The 18665-nt window shown below is 43.9% G+C and carries 17 protein-coding genes and 1 pseudogene; 16 read left to right on the forward strand and 2 right to left on the reverse strand.

Going from position 1 to position 18665, the window contains the following annotated elements:
• Positions 1-12: 12 nt before the first annotated feature.
• Positions 13-415, reverse strand: a pseudogene (locus tag H9J30_RS19160) (DDE-type integrase/transposase/recombinase); the annotation flags it as partial.
• A 365-nt stretch (positions 416-780) separates the two neighbouring features.
• Here H9J30_RS19160 and H9J30_RS19165 point away from each other — a divergent pair.
• The 16 genes from H9J30_RS19165 to H9J30_RS19240 all read left to right on the forward strand — a co-directional run bounded on the left by H9J30_RS19165 (position 781) and on the right by H9J30_RS19240 (position 12626).
• Positions 781-933 (forward strand): DUF4113 domain-containing protein, encoded by a 153-nt coding sequence (locus H9J30_RS19165; RefSeq protein ID WP_240132465.1) that lies wholly within the window; start codon positions 781-783, stop codon positions 931-933.
• A 189-nt stretch (positions 934-1122) separates the two neighbouring features.
• Entirely contained in the window at positions 1123-1356 is a 234-nt protein-coding gene (vapB, locus tag H9J30_RS19170; RefSeq protein ID WP_115014249.1) for a type II toxin-antitoxin system VapB family antitoxin, read from the forward strand.
• The gene (locus tag H9J30_RS19175) at positions 1349-1771 is read left to right on the forward strand and encodes a type II toxin-antitoxin system VapC family toxin (RefSeq protein WP_240132466.1); all 423 of its coding nucleotides are present in this window, start codon (positions 1349-1351) and stop codon (positions 1769-1771) included. Before vapB ends, H9J30_RS19175 begins: the two co-directional genes overlap by 8 nt.
• 818 nt (positions 1772-2589) lie before the next feature.
• Positions 2590-3321 carry an endonuclease gene (locus tag H9J30_RS19180; RefSeq protein ID WP_240132467.1) on the forward strand — a complete coding sequence of 244 codons (732 nt, stop codon included), beginning with the start codon at positions 2590-2592 and terminating at the stop codon, positions 3319-3321.
• Positions 3322-3337: 16 nt separating this feature from the next.
• The gene (locus H9J30_RS19185; RefSeq protein ID WP_240132468.1) at positions 3338-3571 is read left to right on the forward strand and encodes a hypothetical protein; all 234 of its coding nucleotides are present in this window, start codon (positions 3338-3340) and stop codon (positions 3569-3571) included.
• Between the two features lie 398 nt (positions 3572-3969).
• Positions 3970-5844, forward strand: coding sequence for a ParB/RepB/Spo0J family partition protein (locus H9J30_RS19190; RefSeq protein WP_240132469.1), 1875 nt, complete (start codon positions 3970-3972; stop codon positions 5842-5844).
• 126 nt (positions 5845-5970) lie between these two features.
• Complete coding sequence (locus H9J30_RS19195) at positions 5971-6426, forward strand: type II toxin-antitoxin system HicB family antitoxin (RefSeq protein ID WP_240132470.1); 456 nt, start codon at positions 5971-5973, stop codon at positions 6424-6426.
• Between the two features lies 1 nt (position 6427).
• A complete protein-coding gene (locus H9J30_RS19200; RefSeq protein WP_240132471.1) occupies positions 6428-6916 on the forward strand; it encodes a hypothetical protein in 489 nt (162 codons plus the stop codon).
• Positions 6917-6931: 15 nt separating this feature from the next.
• Positions 6932-7153 (forward strand): hypothetical protein, encoded by a 222-nt coding sequence (locus H9J30_RS19205; RefSeq protein ID WP_240132472.1) that lies wholly within the window; start codon positions 6932-6934, stop codon positions 7151-7153.
• Positions 7154-7828: 675 nt separating this feature from the next.
• Positions 7829-8419 (forward strand): hypothetical protein, encoded by a 591-nt coding sequence (locus H9J30_RS19210; RefSeq protein WP_240132473.1) that lies wholly within the window; start codon positions 7829-7831, stop codon positions 8417-8419.
• A 275-nt stretch (positions 8420-8694) separates the two neighbouring features.
• Positions 8695-8988: a type II toxin-antitoxin system TacA family antitoxin gene (locus H9J30_RS19215; protein ID WP_240132474.1), complete on the forward strand. Its 294-nt coding sequence runs from the start codon at positions 8695-8697 to the stop codon at positions 8986-8988.
• Entirely contained in the window at positions 8969-9478 is a 510-nt protein-coding gene (locus H9J30_RS19220; protein ID WP_240132475.1) for a GNAT family N-acetyltransferase, read from the forward strand. The genes H9J30_RS19215 and H9J30_RS19220 overlap by 20 nt, the downstream gene beginning before the upstream one ends.
• 123 nt (positions 9479-9601) lie before the next feature.
• Complete coding sequence (locus H9J30_RS19225; protein ID WP_240132476.1) at positions 9602-9829, forward strand: type II toxin-antitoxin system HicB family antitoxin; 228 nt, start codon at positions 9602-9604, stop codon at positions 9827-9829.
• A gap of 564 nt (positions 9830-10393) precedes the next feature.
• A complete protein-coding gene (locus H9J30_RS19230; RefSeq protein ID WP_240132477.1) occupies positions 10394-11383 on the forward strand; it encodes an ArdC family protein in 990 nt (329 codons plus the stop codon).
• A 52-nt stretch (positions 11384-11435) separates the two neighbouring features.
• A complete protein-coding gene (locus tag H9J30_RS19235; RefSeq protein ID WP_240132478.1) occupies positions 11436-11708 on the forward strand; it encodes a hypothetical protein in 273 nt (90 codons plus the stop codon).
• 558 nt (positions 11709-12266) lie between these two features.
• Positions 12267-12626: a hypothetical protein gene (locus tag H9J30_RS19240; protein WP_240132479.1), complete on the forward strand. Its 360-nt coding sequence runs from the start codon at positions 12267-12269 to the stop codon at positions 12624-12626.
• Between the two features lie 19 nt (positions 12627-12645).
• Here the strand turns inward: H9J30_RS19240 and traI are convergent, their stop codons facing one another.
• Positions 12646-18603 (reverse strand): conjugative transfer relaxase/helicase TraI, encoded by a 5958-nt coding sequence (gene traI / locus H9J30_RS19245; protein ID WP_240132480.1) that lies wholly within the window; start codon positions 18601-18603, stop codon positions 12646-12648.
• Positions 18604-18665: the final 62 nt, after the last annotated feature.

Here is an 18665-nt window from a genome sequence, read left to right on the forward strand (position 1 = left end):
CCTTAGATACAATTATGCCGCTAAAGAATAAAACTGTTCCCATGGAGCCATCTTTTCAGTTGTGTCCATTTTCCCCAACTTAATCATGGAGCAAAGCTCTATCACAGCGAGTGTCGACTCAGCCCCTTCTCAGGACTTCCAACCTAGGCATTGATGCATTTTGCCTTTCACTTTCCTGTGTTTTTGCTCGACTATATGATTTAAATGTTTAAAGGCAATCACTTCAATCATAAATAGCATGCAGCTAGACAACCAAAATCAGACATAAATGGTATCTAATGCTGCAGCATATGCCCCACTTTTATCAATGCCCCTCTTTCAGGTAAAACAAACCGTGTTGGTTGATGGCTTTATTAAAAAATGCCAGAGCAGCTGGCTCGTCACGAGTTTCACTCAAATAAAAATCAGTCACAGCGCGAATTTATCCACAGAGCAATAAGAGTTATCCGATGGATAATGCCAGTCAGAAAAATTGAGTGTCATGAAGTAGATGCAGTAAAACAACGTCAGTACATGATCAACATGTTAATCTGCTTTGTCAAATTTGTAACAGAACCCTGAAACGTGTCAGAACTGATCGGCCTGACACGAGTTTGAACAAAAGCGAGTTACAACTAGTATGATACTTTAATATTATCCAACAAGAAGGTTAGCGTACGTTTTCGTTCCATTGGACTTCAAATCCCTATTATCGCATTGCTGTGGGCCTGATTGATCTTTGTCCTAAAACGTCACTGCAATATGACTTAATTTACTGCGCCAAAGACTAACCCTAACTTGATGAAAATCTCTGATAGTCTGAATAATCGCTATGGCTGTGATGTGTTGTTTATTGCAGCGCAGGGGAATGATCAGCATTGGGCTATGCGCCGCGAGTTTCTGTCGCCGCAATACACCACTAAATGGTCTGATATACCGACTGTTAAAGCGTAACAGTTTTTCGTGGGGCATAGCCGTAGGCTGGCCGAACTCGGAAACTACTATTGATTATGTAGTGATCCAATCTAATCGCATAAAACAAATGTGTGAGATTGACTGGGTTTAAGTGTCTGCATATGGTTGACATATGCTTTCGGTTTATATACTGTACATATGGTAAACATATGCTAATGGGTGGTAGCGATGAGAACAGTATCAATTTTTAAAAATGGTCAGAACCAAGCGGTTCGATTGCCAAAAGATATGGCCTTTGATGGCGTTAACGAACTAGAAATTCATAAAGATGGTGATGTTATTACCTTGCGCCCAATTCGCCCTGATTGGCTTTCGTTTGCAGGTCAGGAAAAAGCTGATGATGACTTCATGATCGAGCGTCAGGACGTAGTAACTGATGAAGGACGCTTTAATTTTGAGTAAAAAAATTACTTACATGCTCGATACGTGTATTTGCTCATTCATTATGCGCGAACAGCCTGTATCTGTGTTGCTTAAGCTGCAAGAGGCAGTGAATAAGCAACACCGTGTTGTGATCTCGACTATCACATACCAAGAAATGCAATTTGGCCTGATTGGTAAAAAAGCATCTCCCAAACATGCTCGGTTGGTCGCTGAGTTCTTGAAGCGTGTTGATGAAATCGTTCCGTGGGATAAAGCAGCGGTGGATGCAGCAACAGCGGTAAGAATTGATCTAGCGGCCAAGGGAACGTCAATCGGCAGCAATGATGCTGCTATCGCTGGACACGCCATCTCGACAGACAGTGTAGTAGTAACCAATAACGTGCGCGAGTTTCAACGTGTAGACGGACTCGTTTTTGAGGATTGGGTACAGTAACCAACGGAAAATCAGAATGACAAATAGAAAAATGCTAAAAAAGCTGAATTAATTCAGTTGCTAAGCAAATATCCTGATACTGCGGAGATTGTTTTAACTGTCACTCAAGCAGATATAGACCGTAATCCGCCAGTTGATATTGCGGGAGTTTCGGTGCGCGAGCTACGGTTGCCTAGCGACCATTTGTATGACGCCGATGAAAACTGTATTGCACTTCAAGTTTGGTGATAGAGCGGAATCTCGTATACATAAAGTTCCAAACGGCGAGCCTGCTTATACCACTCATTGTATGAGTTGTGGCCACGGCTAAAGTTATACGGAAAATGATGACATTCCTGATGTGGTGAGCATAAAGAATATTCAATTTTAAACATTAATAGCCTCAAAGGGCGCTTCGATTAGAACGGGATAAGTTGAATGTTCAATTTCTTTAGAAGAAAACCGCAGATCCCTATCCCCGTTATAGATAGAGTTTCCGAAGAGCTTCAACTTTACAATCCCCAACACCAAGGCCCCGTAACGGACTATCGTTTTTACGCCAATTCCATATATATAGGTTCGGTTAGAACTGAACTATGGAAAGAGGATAACCTGTTGTTAGTTCATAATATTAGAGCCTCTAATACTAGGGTAAAAAATGGTACGGCTATAGTCTGTTGGTTGGTGTCGAACTCGACTGAAATGATACAACCCGTTCATGTTATCCATAATGGGTTAGGTTTCTGGATTAAGTTGAAGAAGATTTGGCCTAGTCGCATTATTGACATTGATTTGCGAGCTAGCGAATATTGGTATTTGCTTGAAAAAAGGAAAGATATTTGAAGCGCTTATTCACTTTTATTGTTGTACTTTCACCTTTCTTTGCTGTTGCTTCCAATACGACTATTCAGTCGTTTTATCAGGCTAAAAAACAGTTGTTATCCGTCTATCAAAACCATCGTGAAACCCTCTATTGTGGGGCGATATTTGACGCAAAAGGACTGGTGACTCCACCGCTAGGCTTTACCACTCAAACGCACGTTGCCCGCGCTAAAAAAATTGAGTGGGAGCATGTGGTTCCTGCCGAAAATTTTGGCAAGGCATTTTCTGAGTGGCGTGATGGCCATCCGCAATGTGTAGATAGTAAAGGTAAATCATTCAAGGGCCGTAACTGTGCCGAAAAAATGAATATTGAATATCGATATATGCAAGCCGATATGCACAACCTGTTTCCGGCTATTGGCGCGGTTAACGCGCTGCGTAGCAATTACAATTTTGCCCTGTTACCGTCGGCAAAATCGGATTTCGGAAGCTGTGATATGCGTATCGAGGGAAGCAAAGCACAACCGCCTGAAGCGGCCAGAGGGCGCATAGCTCGGAGTTATTTATACATGGAACAAGCATATTCGACCTATTCGATGAGTAAGCAGCAACGGCAGTTAATGAGTGCCTGGGATAAGCAATATCCAGTAAGTGTCCAAGAGTGTCAGCGAGCTAAAAAAATTGCCGCTATTCAACTCAATGATAATGAAATTGTTAAAAGTCGCTGTCAGCAAGCCAATATTTGGTAAATATCCTCGAGAAACTATGAATTATATTGATAATAACACCTTGTCAGAGCTCGATTTCTTTTGGCTTAGAAAGTTTAAGGCCAGTAAATGTTTAGATACGTTGTTAATCCAAGTGACTGGCGCTGAACGTAAAATTGAAGAAAATCCAGCACTAAATCATGCTCAAAAGTTTGAAAATCTGACCTCAATTAATACGGCGTTTTGCATTCGCGAAATGGAAGTTAAACAGCTTACCGGCGAGTGGTCTTAGCCCTGGGCGTTCCCTTCGGGCGGGCTTTTCGCTTCGCTCCCCACGATAACTTGGTCCACTGGCGGCAAGCAAGCTTGCCGTGGCCCTACGTTCCTGCTTGCCAATCCCTAACGCAACACCAAAAAAAGCCCCAAACAAAAGCAAATATCAACGTCCTAAAGCACTGTCCGGTTCATTGCTGGCTAAAGTGTGAGTAAGCCTGCGCTTCTCTATCGCTTGTCATCGTTTTCCTGTCAATACCGTTCTCGTCTGCGCTGTCACTTCTCATCTGTCTCATTTCACAACCTGCCCGCCAAGGGAAGCTTCGCCGCTGCGCGCCCTTGTCTGTCAGAACATGAAATGAGTCAGGAAGTTAGGCGAAGACGAGAACGATATTTAAACGACAGGGGAAACAAGCAATGACAAACTCAATCCAAGCGCAAGCAACTCACACTAAAGCCATCCATTCACCCGCCAGCCAAAAGACTAAAGCAGGCTCTCCCAAGCCCGATATCGCCCAAAAATCGGCTACTGCGGCTAATTCCGTGGTGGCGTTGGCGACAACAACGAAGCCTGTACTAATGCAGTTGCAAATCAACCAACTGGTGTTATCTGATTTGAACGTGCGTAAAGAGGGTGCATCAACGGCTGATGATGAACAGTTATATGCCTCCATTTTGGCGCATGGCGTTTTACAAAACTTGTTAGTCGAACCCCAAAATGCACAAGGTTTATATCCGGTATTGGGCGGGGGGCGCAGACTTAAACAGCTCATTAAAGCGGTCAAAAATAATAAGCTCAAACCGACAACGCTGGTGCCTGTTAAGTTGCTCACGGAGGAAGAAGTCGCCAAATTTGCCACGGAGCTATCACTCACTGAAAACTTTATGCGTGCCAATATGCATCCAGTCGATGAATTTTACGCCTTTGCTAACATGGTGAATAAGGGCGCTAGCATTGACGAGGTTGCGGCAAGGTTTGGCGTAAAGGCTAAATTTGTCCAACAACGTATGAAGTTAAGCATGGTCGCGCCTGTCGTGCTCGAGGCATATAAAGCAGGGAAAGTGTCGCTTGATATCGTGATAGTATTCACGATTGCTAGCCTCGAAAAACAAGTTGAAGTGTGGGAAATGGTTGGTGATAGACGCTACAACGAAAACCAATTCCGCAATATGCTCAAAGAGACCGCTGTCGATGCCGAGCACTATTTGGCTCAGTTTGTTGGCCAAGATGAATATGAAAAGGCGGGAGGGGTGATAACCACGGATTTATTCAGTGATGAAGTCTATCTTGATGATAAAGCGTTGCTTGAGTCCTTAGCGACCGCGAAATTGGAGATTGAAGCGGCAAAGCTAATCGCACAGGGCTGGAAGTGGACACAGATTAAGTTGGTTTCTGAATTTGATGATATTGCAGGGTTTGGCCGTCTTACCTTAAAAGAAGGGGAGTATGATGCCGCTGAAATGGCGTTTGCAGGGTGTCTGTTAGTGCTGGAGAGATATAACTCAAGGCCTGTGAGTATCTATAAGGGCTTAGTACATAAAGACGATAAAAAAGCGCTGGCGCAATTCCAATCCAGTGTGCAATCAGGCAATAACGATGGTGAAGTCAAAAAAATTGAACTGAAGGACGTGAGCGGCTATTCCGCTGCACTCAATGACGATTTACGCGCACAGCGCCTGATTATCGCCAAACATGCGTTAATGAGTGCGCCAAGCGTTGCGCTTGATACATTGCATTTCTCTGTCTGTGTGAGTGTGTTCTCGGACGCTCATTATGGCGGTCGTCCACTACATTTGAGCATTAATGACACTACGTGTCACCCTAAAGCTGGAACGCTTACTGATAACAAAGCGGTGCAACTGATTGAGGGGGTTAAAGCCAGCCTTAATTTAGCGTGGGTTAGTCTGCCAACGGTAACTGAACGGCTTAATGCCTTTTGCGCCCTCGATGTTAAAGAGAAAGAAAAACAGGTGGCGTTCGCTACGGCCTCGATGCTCGAGGCATCTATTGATAGTAGTCATGCCGCAGCAGAGGCGGTGATTTCAAAACTCGATGTGAAATGGTCTAACTACTGGCGCCCAACGGCTGACACTTTCTTTAAGCGGGTGAGTGCGACTTGTTTAATTGACATGGCCAAACCTGTCATGGGCGAACAATGGGTATTACAAGCCGCTGCGCTTAAGAAAAAAGATTTGGCCATCCAGCTTGATAGCTTAGTGAACGGTGAGCGAAAAGGGCTAGATGATGCCCAAAAAGCTTACTTTGATACCTTGATGCCAACAGGTTTTTAAGCCGCATATTGATGCAGATTTACCTTGTTAATTCAGGGTAAATCTGAGCAAAAATTAACTCAATAAATTGCTTTGTATGTGTATGCGTGTGTATAGTGATTCAACGGTTAATGCAGAGGTATTACAATGCTATTTATGGTCGGGATCGAAAGCCCTGCTGATGAAACTCAGGCGTTTGGTATCGTTATCCCCGTGTTTGAACAATTAGGCTATGGCTGTTTTTCGGCGGCGGATAGCCAAGAAGAAATCTTGTTTAAGGCTAAGGAAGCCATTTTATTAATGGCCGAGGAAGTGATTAACGATGGTCATTTAGTTGATAGCTTGAATGAAGGGTATCGCGACTATCAGGCATTGCATCCCAAGTTCGACCAATGGCTGGCCTTAGAGGTGCCGCTAGAGGCGCTTAAAGCGAAACAAAAACGCCTCAATATCACGCTATCTGAATCACAGCTTGCTCGAATTGACAGCTTTGTGGCGTTTCATAGCGAGTTTAAAGACCGTTCTGACTTCTTGGCCAAGGCGGCTGATAAGTTAATGAACAGCGCAGAGTCAATAAGATCGTGTTCAAAAGTGGGAGATTGATATGGGCAAAGTAACCGGTATTCCATTTTCACAGGTGAAAGCGCAGCTTATGGATAATCCCGAGGTTGTCGCAGCCTATGACCAAGCAGAACTAGCCGATGAACCGATCCACATTATTCCAGTGCAACACAGTGAGGGCGTTATCATGCCAATCAACAATATCGTGAGCTGTTCTCGTGAGGGGCAACACGTATATTTTTCCTTTGTGAATCTGTTTGCTGGCCACAATTATCCCGTGACGATGATTTTTATGCCCTCTGGCGCGGTGAATGTCGTTGTCGGTGGGGCACAGTATCGATGCCAAGCCAATCAAGTGCAACGTGTCATCGATGAGTCTGGCATTGAGCCAGAGGACTTAGCGAGTCTGAAATACTCAATAGAAGCCGGTGAGCTAGGTTTTTATATTCCTGCCGATGTTCACGAACAGCTTCAAGAGCATCCTGAGTTTCAAAAATATCGCATCATTGAGCGGGAAGATGATGAAGTCTGAGGGAGAAATGGCATTATGTCTCAACGTGCGATAGAGATAGTGAAAATTGGTGATCTCAAATCCATTAAACAAGGGGATGTGTTTGAATGGTGTATCGATTACGAGGAATTTCAATGGCGTCAGGGGGATAATTTCCTTAGAAGTCGCGCCAGCGCGACTGCTCCTTGGGAAATTTGGCCGCTGGCCAACAGCACTAAAACCGCAGCCAAGAGCAAAGTGTTTAAGCTCATTAAGTGAAAGGACAATATGATGGCTTTGTTAAATAACGCATTATTAGTGATTTGTTGGCTGTTTATCGCCATTTCAGCAATCTATTTCGTTGCTGCCGCATTCAGGCTCGTTTTTGTTGGCCGTCAGTAGACTTTCAGTATTTCCCCATATTCCCCCGAAAAAACGATTCAAGCGGCGGCTACGCCGCCCTTTTGAGTTTATCTGACAATACCCCTTAGCGTTTAAGTCAACGTGAGTTGGCGGCTCATTTATTCGTTTTTAGGGTGGGGTTTTGTGCTCTGGCCAATGTAATTGAAAAGCCAATGATGCCCTTAGGCGTTCCCTTCGGTCGGGCTTTTCGCTTCGCTCCCGCGATAACTTGGTCCACTGGTGGCAAGCAAGCTTGCCGTGGCCCTAAGTTCCTGCTTGCCAATCCCTAACGCAACATCAAAGCAAAACCACCGAGCACAGTCTTACTCACTGCGCGGCAAGTGTGGCTAAGCTGGTCGTTCATTTCACCATGGTGGCCGCTCCTGGTGCTATCCCTTTCGTTTACGCTTCCGTCTTAATCTGTCGCTCACCACAACCCGCTTGCCAAGGGTTCGCTTCGCCGCTGCGCGCCCTTGTCAATCAGAACGATGGCGAGCGAGCAGGACGTCAGGCGAAAACGAAGATGATAGACCCCAAACGGAGCAAGCAGCCATGACACACTCAATCACTACCCCAGTAAGCCACACTAAGCCTTTCAGCGAGCAAGCCAGCTTACAAGCGACAAGCAGGCTCTCCAAAGACGATATTCAACAGCAAAAAAGGGGCGAGTTGACGATTATTGTTTTAACTGAAATGAATTTCTTTCACTTCTGCGGCCTCGGACTGGAAGGGGTGGCAAATGAAGCATGGTATCCCTACTCACAGGGGGTGTTGTTTGAAGCGGTTGAACGGTTCTTGGTCGCGGCAAAAGTGGCTCAAAATGTCGTATCAATCGATCAACCTCGACGCAATGGCGCAAGTATTGATTATCGCGTGCGTTTCAATGTGTTTAGCACTGACAAAAAACGGGTTTCGGTTCGTTTCCCTGTCGTGATCAAGCATTTTGGCAACGATACGCAATGCCTCTCAGTCGATGAACTAACGAGGGCGTTAAGTCAGAACTATCGAAATAAGCACGTTTCAATCATGTGGTCTTTACCCTCGGGGATCACATCAACGGTTTATGTGTCGGTGGAGGCTGACGGGGAGATATGCGATTCGTATACACATCATGCCCTTTGGTTTGTGATGGAAGGGTACTGACTCAAAAACCAACTCCCCCGTTAACTGCAAGCGTTTGAACTATAGAATGAAGCGCATTTATGCTTGATGCATTGGAGTTGGCACTTTTGAAAACAACTGAATTAAGGTGCCATTTTGTCACCTTAATTGCTTTTTGTTAATTATAAAGGTAGTATAGTAAATGAGGTTATGCCTTATATTTCACCGCAATATGTTCCGCTAGTTCAGCACTGAGTGCCAGAATAGTGGCTATTAAAAGTGAGTGCATCTCTTGATGCTAAATAGGAAATAAGCAGATGAAAAGTATGACAAATGAACGCATTACCACTCGGGTAAGCATTGAGTCAAAAGAACTGTTAGAGAAAGCGGCTGCGCTCGCTGGTTATGCCAGTATTAACAGCTTTATTGCGAATACAATGATTTCAGAAGCGAAAAGATTGATCACACAAGAGCATTTTCTGGTGTTATCAAAAAACGATGCTTTAGCTTTTGTGAACGCTTTAGATGCACCCGTTAAAAGTAACAGTCGGTTTCTTAATGCCGCTCGCAAGCATAAGGAAACGGTAGACAATGAAAATTACCCCATTTGATAAAAATAAGCATGACCGTAAGGGTTTTGATTGTGGGAATACAGAGCTAAACAACTACCTGAAATGTATTTCAGGTCAGCATGAAAAGAAAGATATTTCAAGAACATATGTTCTTACTTCTGAGTTGAATCCTTCACATATAAAAGGTTATTATTCTATTGCTGTAGCTCAGGTATCACTTTGCGAGTTACCAACCGAAATAGCTAAAAAATATCCATCTGAAATAACGTGCAGCTTGATAGGTCGAATGGCTGTTAACCATACCTGTCAAAGACAAGGGCTTGGTTCAATATTGCTTATAGACGCAATCAAACGAATTATCCAAGCTTCGAGTGCTATACCCATCCCTATGATTATTGTTCAAGCAAAGAACGAAGCTGCTAGACGTTTTTATAGTGAGTTTGGATTTGTATCCTTCCCTGATAATTATTTGAAACTTATGATGACATTGGCCCACGCTAAAGCGATGTTGAAAGAAGCTGAACATTAAAAAATGAGTAAAATAATTTAAATTTAGTGATGATGAAACCGCTTTAAATGAGCGGTTCATTGTTGATACTGTTTTGCCAATAGCCTGATAAATAATAGGAATATTCACAGAGCGAGGGAAACTATGATGCAAAATGCAATGACATTTAAGGGACATCATGGCTCAGTAGAAATCAGCCAAGAGGATAATATTCTGTTTGGGCAGGTGTTATTCATTTCACCGTTGATCAACTATGAGGCTGAAACAGCCAAAGGGTTAGAGCAAGCATTTCAAGAGGCGATTAACGCTTATCTTGCTGATTGTGCTCAGCATGACATTCCGCCAGAGAAAGCCTTGGAAGGGATCGCTTAATATCAGCCTGAGCCATGTGATTCCCCTGTTAGCTCCCCGCAAAACGCGAAACAAGCGGCGGCTTCGCCGCCCTTTTGCGTTTATCTGACAATACCCCTTAGCGTTTAAGTCAAAGTGGCTTGGCGGCTCATTTATTCGTTTTTAGGGTGGGGTTTTGTGCTCTGGCCAATGTAATTGAAAAGCTAATGATGCCCTTGGGCGTTCCCTTCGGTCGGGCTTTTCGCTTCGCTCCCGCGATAACTTGGTCCACTGGTGGCAAGCAAGCTTGCCGTGGCCCTAAGTTCCTGCTTGCCAATCCCTAACGCAACATCAAAGCAAAACCACCGAGCACAGTCTTACTCACTGCGCGGCAAGTGTGGCTAAGCTGGTCGTTCATTTCACCATGGTGGCCGCTCCTGGTGCTATCCCTTTCGTTTACGCTTCCGTCTTAATCTGTCGCTCACCACAACCCGCTTGCCAAGGGTTCGCTTCGCCGCTGCGCGCCCTTGTCAATCAGAACGATGGCGAGCGAGCAGGACGTCAGGCGAAAACGAAGATGATAGACCCCAAACGGAGCAAGCAGCCATGACACACTCAATCACTACCCCAGTAAGCCACACTAAGCCTTTCAGCGAGCAAGCCAGCTTACAAGCGACAAGCAGGCTCTCCAAAGACGATATCTCTAAAAGCAAAACAAAAAGCAAAAATGCAAAAGCTTTTAAAAAAGTAGATATGTATCAGGTCGTCACAGAACAAATCATTGCGGCATTAGATAAAGGCGTAAAACCTTGGGTGTGTCCTTGGCAAAAAAATACATTAGGTGAAGGTTTGCCGATTAATTTTGAAACGAAAAAGGCTTACAGCGGTATTAATGTTTTATTGCTATGGGCTGCATCAAGTGAAGCGGGTTATTCATCAAATCAATTTTTAACATATAAGCAAGCTCAAGCATTAGGGGCTCAGGTGAGAAAAGGGGAGAAAGGAACAACCATTATTTATTACACCAATTGGGAAAAAGAAAACGAACAAGGCGAAAAAGAAATTATTCCAATGTTAAAAAGCTTTACCGTGTTTAACGTAGAACAAATTGACGGGTTAAATATTGAAATCAATCAACCCCAATCAGCTAATGAGCCTTGCGTGATGTTAGATGACGTTGAGCAGTTTTTAAAAAATACAGGTGCAGTAATTCAAGAGGCAGGCGACAGGGCATTTTATTACATTGTAACCGATGCGATAACTATGCCGCGTAAAGTCCTTTTTAATCGGATTGAAGATTACTATGCAACGGTGTTCCATGAATTAACACACTGGACACGTCACCCAAGCAGATTAAACCGCGAAAAAAATCCGAACATCATTGAAGAAGTTGCCTTTGAAGAATTAATCGCAGAATTAGGAAGCGCCTTTTTAATGGCCGAGTTTAATTTGTTTGGCAATGTCCAGCATGAAAACTATATCGCATCATGGTTAACAGCATTGCGTAACGATAAAAAATGGATTTTTAAAGCCTCAAGCAGCGCAAGCAAAGCGCATCAGTTTTTAATGAATACACAAGCGCAATTTTTACGATAAGCGCCTGATGATAATTAGGCGCATTCTTAGCGATATATGGAGATAATTTTAAATGGCGCATTTATTTATGTTAGGTGAAATCGCATTGACTCATGGTGTCAATAAACTGGTCAATGGTGATCATAGTTTATTGCATCCATTTTTAATGAAGCATGTTAGCGGTCAGTGGGGTGATCTCCCCGAAGAAGATAAACAGGCAAACGATGACGCATTAAAAAATGGTGGACGCTTGATGTCTGCATATCATTTGCCACAGGGTAAAATCTGGATAGTGACCGAAGCTGATAGAAGTAGCAGCACCATTTTACTGCCAAGCGAATATTAAGCCGCAAGGCTGGCAGAAAACGCACTCACTGAGTGCGTTTTTTTTTGGCCAAAATTCACGCGATACCTTTAGTGCTTCATACGGCAGCGGCCTAGCAAAAACGAAATCCCCGCCCAAAATCCCCAAAAATTGAAATCCGAAAAATCCTGGCAAAATGACTTACTCAGAACCCCAAGAAAAGGACCACACCCCACGCAAGAATTGATAAATCAATTCTTATGGTTGTCTGTTGTTTAAAATGCTGAAAATAAATGATTTAATTTAAATGATGAGCAAAAATAAATTTTTAAAAATTCATTTCAAATTTACTCAAAATCGTATTAAAACTGTATTATCAAAATAATATAATCGTATTAAAAGCCCGTGTACCAATGGTTTTAAGCGAATTAATACAGTATTAATACTGTGTGTATTAAAAGATATTAACGTCATGTTTGTAATTGGTTTTATTCGTTTGTCGATAATGTGGTGTATTAAACTTTAATACACTGACTAATGCGGTTATAATGTAAATCTATAGGTTATTAATACACTTTTAATACATTAGGTAATGTCACTATGGCCAGAAGTAAGGTTGTGCAAGTCCCCTGCGATGCAGATCTCTATGCCAAGATTGTTGCTTATCGAGATGAGAAGGGTTTAGAAAAAGATGCTGCGGCCGCTCGAGATTTGATCTTGTTTGCTCTGCGTATTCTTGAGCATAAAGATGATGCTGAGGGGTTATCTACTCGCGAACTGTTAGAGGTTATTCTGACCTATACAGTCAAGGCGCAACATACTAGCAGTCTTGTCTATTACCAGACATACAATGGTGCACCAGTTGATATACAGAGCGCAGGTATTAAGCATAAAGAGACAATGAGAAAGGCTGAAGAAAAAGTTGAACAGATTTTAGCGGGAGAAAATAAAGAGGACTAAGTGTCCTCTTTATATTTTATTATCTCGTTTTTTCACCAATTATTAAATTGGCATTGTCGATATTGTGAGTGACTTCTTTTGTTGGATAACGGTCACTATCCATTGCTAAATGTTGATAGTGTTCATCATGCTTAATTCTACTTGCCGATACGTTATCGCCGTCCTCTTTAGGCATTATGTTTCTCGAACCTGCAATATCGTTATTTAATGATTGGAACATTTTAGATATTGTGGTGTCTTTTTTCGTGATGTTATGAACGGCTTCACTCACTAATTGTTTAATCGTTTCATCTTTATTAAGTCCTTCGGGGATTGAGTTTGGTTCAATAATTATAGCGTGTTTATTGTCTTTGCTAAACTTGTCAGTTAATTCGTTTGATAGTTTAGCTGTGTCTTGTGCATTGTTACTGTCAAGTACCACAATGACGTTTTCACGTAATTCATGACTGTTGATGGTTTTGGTATCGTTATTGTTGTTTAGTGCAATAATATCAGCACCGTTTTTGTTATCGGTGTTTATTTTAAGCGCACTTTCTACGCCGACAGCAACAATGCTATAGTCTGAATTATTCCCTTTGCTGATAATTGTACTGTTCCCTGATTTAGAACCGAGTATGCGTTTGTTTATTTTAAGTGCTGCAATGTCACCGCTGGATTTATCAAGGTAAGTAATTTCTACGGCCTTAGTTTCATTCTTTTCATTGGTAATGTTTGTGATTAATGCTGGATGAGTTTGGCGTGATTCGGATGAAAATACCGCAGGATGAAAACGGATGTTTTCGTGTTGTGCGAGGTCAATTCCCTGCTTGGCTAAATAGGTTTGTGCAGGGGATTCATTAATGGGCTTTGCCTCATTAAAGTATTGTTTGGCACGCGCTTCTAACTGACTTTGCTTTACCGGAATAGCATTGAGTAATTCGTCGTGTTGTGGATTTTTTTCTAGGTTATATTTCTCTGGTTCGTTCATCATTTTATCTGCTTTATAAAGTGCGTCCTTATAACTGCACTTTTCTGCGACCATAATCAGATTAATGAGTGTGCCTTTGTCGCCGGTTTTCCAGTCCTTAAAATAGCCCCGATATTGCCCCGTGGTGGTCAATGTCACATTACCATCCTTGCCAAAGTTGAGGCTATCTTTGTCCGATTTTTCAGGATTGGGTTGACCTAGAAGCTGTGTTGCCAGCGATTCGCTATAGGCGGGTAATTTCGTATTTAACGCTGTGGCCATGCGCTTGATATCGAGAGAACCATTGATATCGAGGTACTCAGGATTCTCATGTGGGAGCGGTTTGTTGTTAAACAATGGGGTATTTTCAGGATAGTGCTTATCCCGCGTTTCAATTGCAGACACTTTATTGGGATCATTGTTTACCCAAGAGAGCATCATTTTTTGTGGGTTATCGGTAATGATTTTAACGTGCTTGCTGGCACGAGTGATATCAATGTAAGCCCGCCTTACATTGGTTAGCGCGCCTTGGCCCTTAATGGCGGTGATGACGTTTTCAAAGGTTGCTCCCTGGGCCATATCCGCAGTGCGAGTGTAGGCGTAATCCCAATGGGCATCTTTTAGCTCTTGAGTTGAAAGGGTTAGCGTGTGGTTGTCAGCGGATTTAAGGTGCATCTGTTTATCATCAATACTGCTAACGGTATAGGTTTTGTTGCCTTGCATCTCTCGGTCAATGTCGCTTTTGCGCAGCATGATACTGTCGCCTTGAGCGAGAGGTTGCTCACTTTTAGCCCATAGGTTTGTGAATTTGTGACCATGATTTTTGGGGAAGAAATGCTTTTCCTCACCGGTTTTCATATCCGCAAGGGTAAGCATGTTATTGAGTTTATCGACCTTCATGATTTCATAGTAACTGTCTTTACCGGTCGTCAGGATTAACCCTTGTTGGTATGGCAACATCGTCGCTAGTTCTGCTTTACTGGTATGAACGCCGCGTAACCTCGGTACTGAAAATTCCTCCTTACTGAGTGACGCTTGTTGCTGCAAACCGAGTCTTATCTCATGCGCAATATCGTCACGTTCTTTATTGGTGTAGGCAATGATAAGGGTGTTTTCACGGGCCTTAGGGGTTCTTGATAAGTACTCCAATGCAACGGCAGCGGGGAGCGCTTCGGTTGCCAATTGTTGGTTTTTCTTTGGGTTGTCTGTGAGCGGTTTTAAGGTGGAAATGACATTCAAGCTTTGATTGACTGCGTTGTCAGTATTTTCGGCAGTAGCTCCATTGTTTGCTGGCGTTGTGATGTACTGGTCAAAGGGTAATTGCTGTTGGATTTTATCAATAGCGCTTTCGCCTTGGCGATCGACAATGTTGTGTACGGCATTCAGTAGCGTGCTGTTTTGTTGCCGCACAATATCTTTCATGGTGACGCTATTGATTGCGCCTTTACTTAGTGCGAGTTCAAAGGGTTTACCTGCTTCTTGTGATGTGAGCTGTTTTGTATCACCGAGAAATACCGCCCTTGCCCCTGTGGTTTCAATTAACTGGGTAAATTTATCCATTTGCGCGTTACTGGTCATTGAGCTTTCATCGAGCAAGAACACGGTGTTGGCGTATTGGTCCGGTTTCGCATCTTGGCTTAAAAAGTTGCTTAGGAGTGATTGCACCGTTTGGCTTTCGACGTTCTTATCTTTGAGTTCGTTAACGGCGGCGTGTGTCGGCGCTAGACCTATGAATTGTGTCGGTGTCTTATTGGGTTGTGTGTTGAGAATGGATTCGCTTTGTTTAACAAGATCGATACCCGTTTCAAGCATGGTCGATTTACCTGTTCCTGCTAACCCTTTAACACCTACAAATCGGTCTTTGGTGGTGGTGATAAGCAAGGTCGCGTCTTTTTGGCCATCGGTCAGGTTTTGATTTTGACTGAGTACCTGCGCGGCGTGTTCTACGCTGGTTAGGGGCGCAAGTTGGTCTTTACCTGCTTGCAGTCTGTCTAAAATACGCATTTCGGTATCGATGGCGGCTTGGGTTGTCCAGCGGGTGCCATCATGGTACTCGGCGCTCAGGAGCGGCGGCGCACTTTTATCTGTGCTGCTGGTCGCCATTTGCTTTAGGGTGTTGGTGATTTCATCTTGGGTAATGCTGACGCCTTTTTCTTCAAAGGCATATTTAATCGCGGTCACGATAAGCTCTTTTTGTGAGTAACCGGCTTCCTTTTCACTAATATGCTCAATCGCAAAATTAACGGCATTATGGATTAACCCCTTATCTTCATGCTGCTGGGTAATGCGATTTAATGCCGCGGTGACGTCCTGGACAAGTAGCGATGTGGTTTGGCTATTTACAAACTTTTCTGGGGCATCAGCCGCTTGTAAAATGCGCTGAATACTGGAAGGTTTTATCTCACTTTTTTCTAACCGGTCATCAAATTGTTGAGCCTTATCGGTAAAGATATCGATGTGTTTTACACCTTGTGTCAGGGTGTCATGTAACCACTCTTTTGAGGCGCTGTAGGCTTTAATGTTGACGATTTGGTGAGTCGCTATTGGACTGACATTTTTGGGCGTCGTTGCATATCCATGGTTAAGTGGGGCGTGGTGCAAGGAACTGGCTTTAATACTGTGCTGTTTGCCCGCTTCATCTTTGAGTGTGACCCATTCTTTTGTAAGCGCGTCGATGGTATAGGTTTGTTTGGGTAAGCCACTGTCTTGATGGTTAGCGGCCATAATGAGTTTGTCACCTTTGGCAATGTGTAAATTGTCTGGTTTAGCGATCGCAAACTCTGCGGTTTTAAAGGCTTTGCTGTTTGGATTAACGACTGAGGACTTGCCGTTCTTGTCTACGAGTGTCAGGGTGTTGTTATCACGGTTGATGTTCTCCACCGTAAACTGCTGCTGTTGATTGCCCCCGCCGACTTTTTGCCATTGCGTCAATACCATGCCTTTGGTGTACTGGCCAACAACTTCCCGCTGCTCATTGGAGAGATACACAGGGTTTAATGTGGGGATATTGAGGCCAAGGCGCGATACATCACCTTGATTTTGCAGTTCTGTGCGAATGGCGCTGTTAAGCTGTTTCACGTCCTTATGGGTAAGCGCGATAACTTGGGTATGTTGTTTGTCGGATAACTGGGCATAGGTTTTGGCAATTAATGTCACCCTGTCATCATCCTTACTTTCGTGCAATCGCATCAAAGTGTTGCTTTGCTTGGTGGCGACCCAATGACTTTCGGCTACGTTACCTTTTTTGAGCACTTCGATAGCGTTACCGGCTTTCATGCCTTGCTTGGCGTTAGCATGGTTGAGCAAAATGAGTTTACTGTTGCCGGCTTTGGCTTGATCAACCAAGGCTTGAATATCATTTAGGCCAAGTTTGTTTGCATTTTCAACCACGAGAATATCGCGATTGGTGTTATGTGCATCCTTGATAAAGCTGTTTAGGGTATGGGTATGATCGGGTTTAAAGTGGTTCATTATCCACTTCACCACGGTCGATGAGTCACGTTGTACCCGTTCACTGGTTTGCTGTTTGGTTTGAAGATCAGGCGTAATAATATGAATGCGTTTACCGTTGGCTTCACCGACATTAAGCAGGGCCGTGGCGAGTTGTTCACTGCTACCAAAGACATTGACGAGGTTTACTTGTTTGGTACTGGCGAATAGTTCAGAAACTTTCTTTTGATTGTCGGTATTCAATCCCTTGTCCTGCAGTGAGTTGAGATCAATCACTTGGCGCATGTTGGTCACTTTAGGTTTGATGGTCTCTAGCAGTGCCGTTTCTGCGTTGATTTGAGCAACGCTGGTAAACGTGGCGCCCTCCTTATCGAGGGGGATCAATACCCCATCTTCAATTTGCTTATCGAGGGCCAGCTTGATATCGAGCGCGTCGAGCTTTTGCCCTTGGGTAAATTGCTGTGTAGCAGATTCAACTAATTTGGCGTAATTCAAACTGTTTTGCGTATTGCTGGCGTGACTAATCGCACGATTAATCGCGTCAATGGCGGCAGGTTTGAGGGCGGTGGATTGAGATGGACCTTGGCGTGACATACTGTCAGTGACAAACGCGGTCAGATTAAATCCACTGTCATTGACCTTGGATTTCCATTGCTCGAATAACGTGGCTTCGCTGGTGTAAGCTTTACTTTTACGGGTGTCTTTTGCCGCTACGTCCCGTGCGGCTTGTGAATCTAAGCCTAGACTTTGTGTCTGTTCGTTGATTTGCTGGCTACGCGTTGAAAACGTATCGAGCAGCGTTTGAGGAATACCGGCAATTTCAAACAAGTTATTGCCGATGGCGCGTGTCTGGTATCCCATCTGTTCAACACTGCGCGCTAAAGCACTTTGGTAAAGGGAGGTATAGTATTTTTGATGGTTATAAACCCGTTCACCCGTACCATTGATGATGCCGCCTTTTTGTTTAAAGCTGCTGGCCAAGGCACGCAATGTGCCCTCGCTGTCCTTCGTCATGTTGGCGGTTAATGAGTGAGTGTGTAACTGCGGATCTTCTTCACGGCTGGTTTTATGGCGCACCATGGCAAAGAGTAAATTGCCCGTATTTTCAAAAGACGTTTCTTTTGTCCCCGGGTCTGTTTGTCTGGCTTGTGCTGCATCTTGCTCAATATGTGATAGCGCAAATTTTACCGCGTCATCGTGCGCTGTCATTAAGCGTTTATCGCCGCCAACGAGCGCGAGTAGACTGACCGATTTAGGCGCTGAAAAAGTAAAGTCAAAACCGTTGCGGGCGTTACTGTTTTGGGTTTTAAGCGTTTGGTCGTTCAGGCTACCGGCTAGCACATCTTTGAGTTGGAACTCTTCCACTGGCTTACCTAGCATGCCCTCAAGCTCAGCGAGTTTGCCAAACCATTGGGTGTTAGGTTCTGCGCTTTGTTCTTTCAAGTAATAGTTCGCTTCACCGTCATTGGCAGAGGGTGTTTTCTCCAGCGATACATCGGGTAAATTGAGGTTCTTTTCTTCACTGAGGTAGTAGCTGGCAGCGCCGTTGGCACTTGAAGCAATAGGGCTGATTGAAAGCATGGTGGCACTCCTTTGGTCTGTCTAAAGGCGTGTGTCAAGCATTGCAGCGGGGGAAATGAGTT

This window comes from Shewanella cutis, from assembly GCF_022410515.1.
GTDB classification, from domain to species: Bacteria; Pseudomonadota; Gammaproteobacteria; order Enterobacterales; family Shewanellaceae; genus Shewanella; species Shewanella cutis.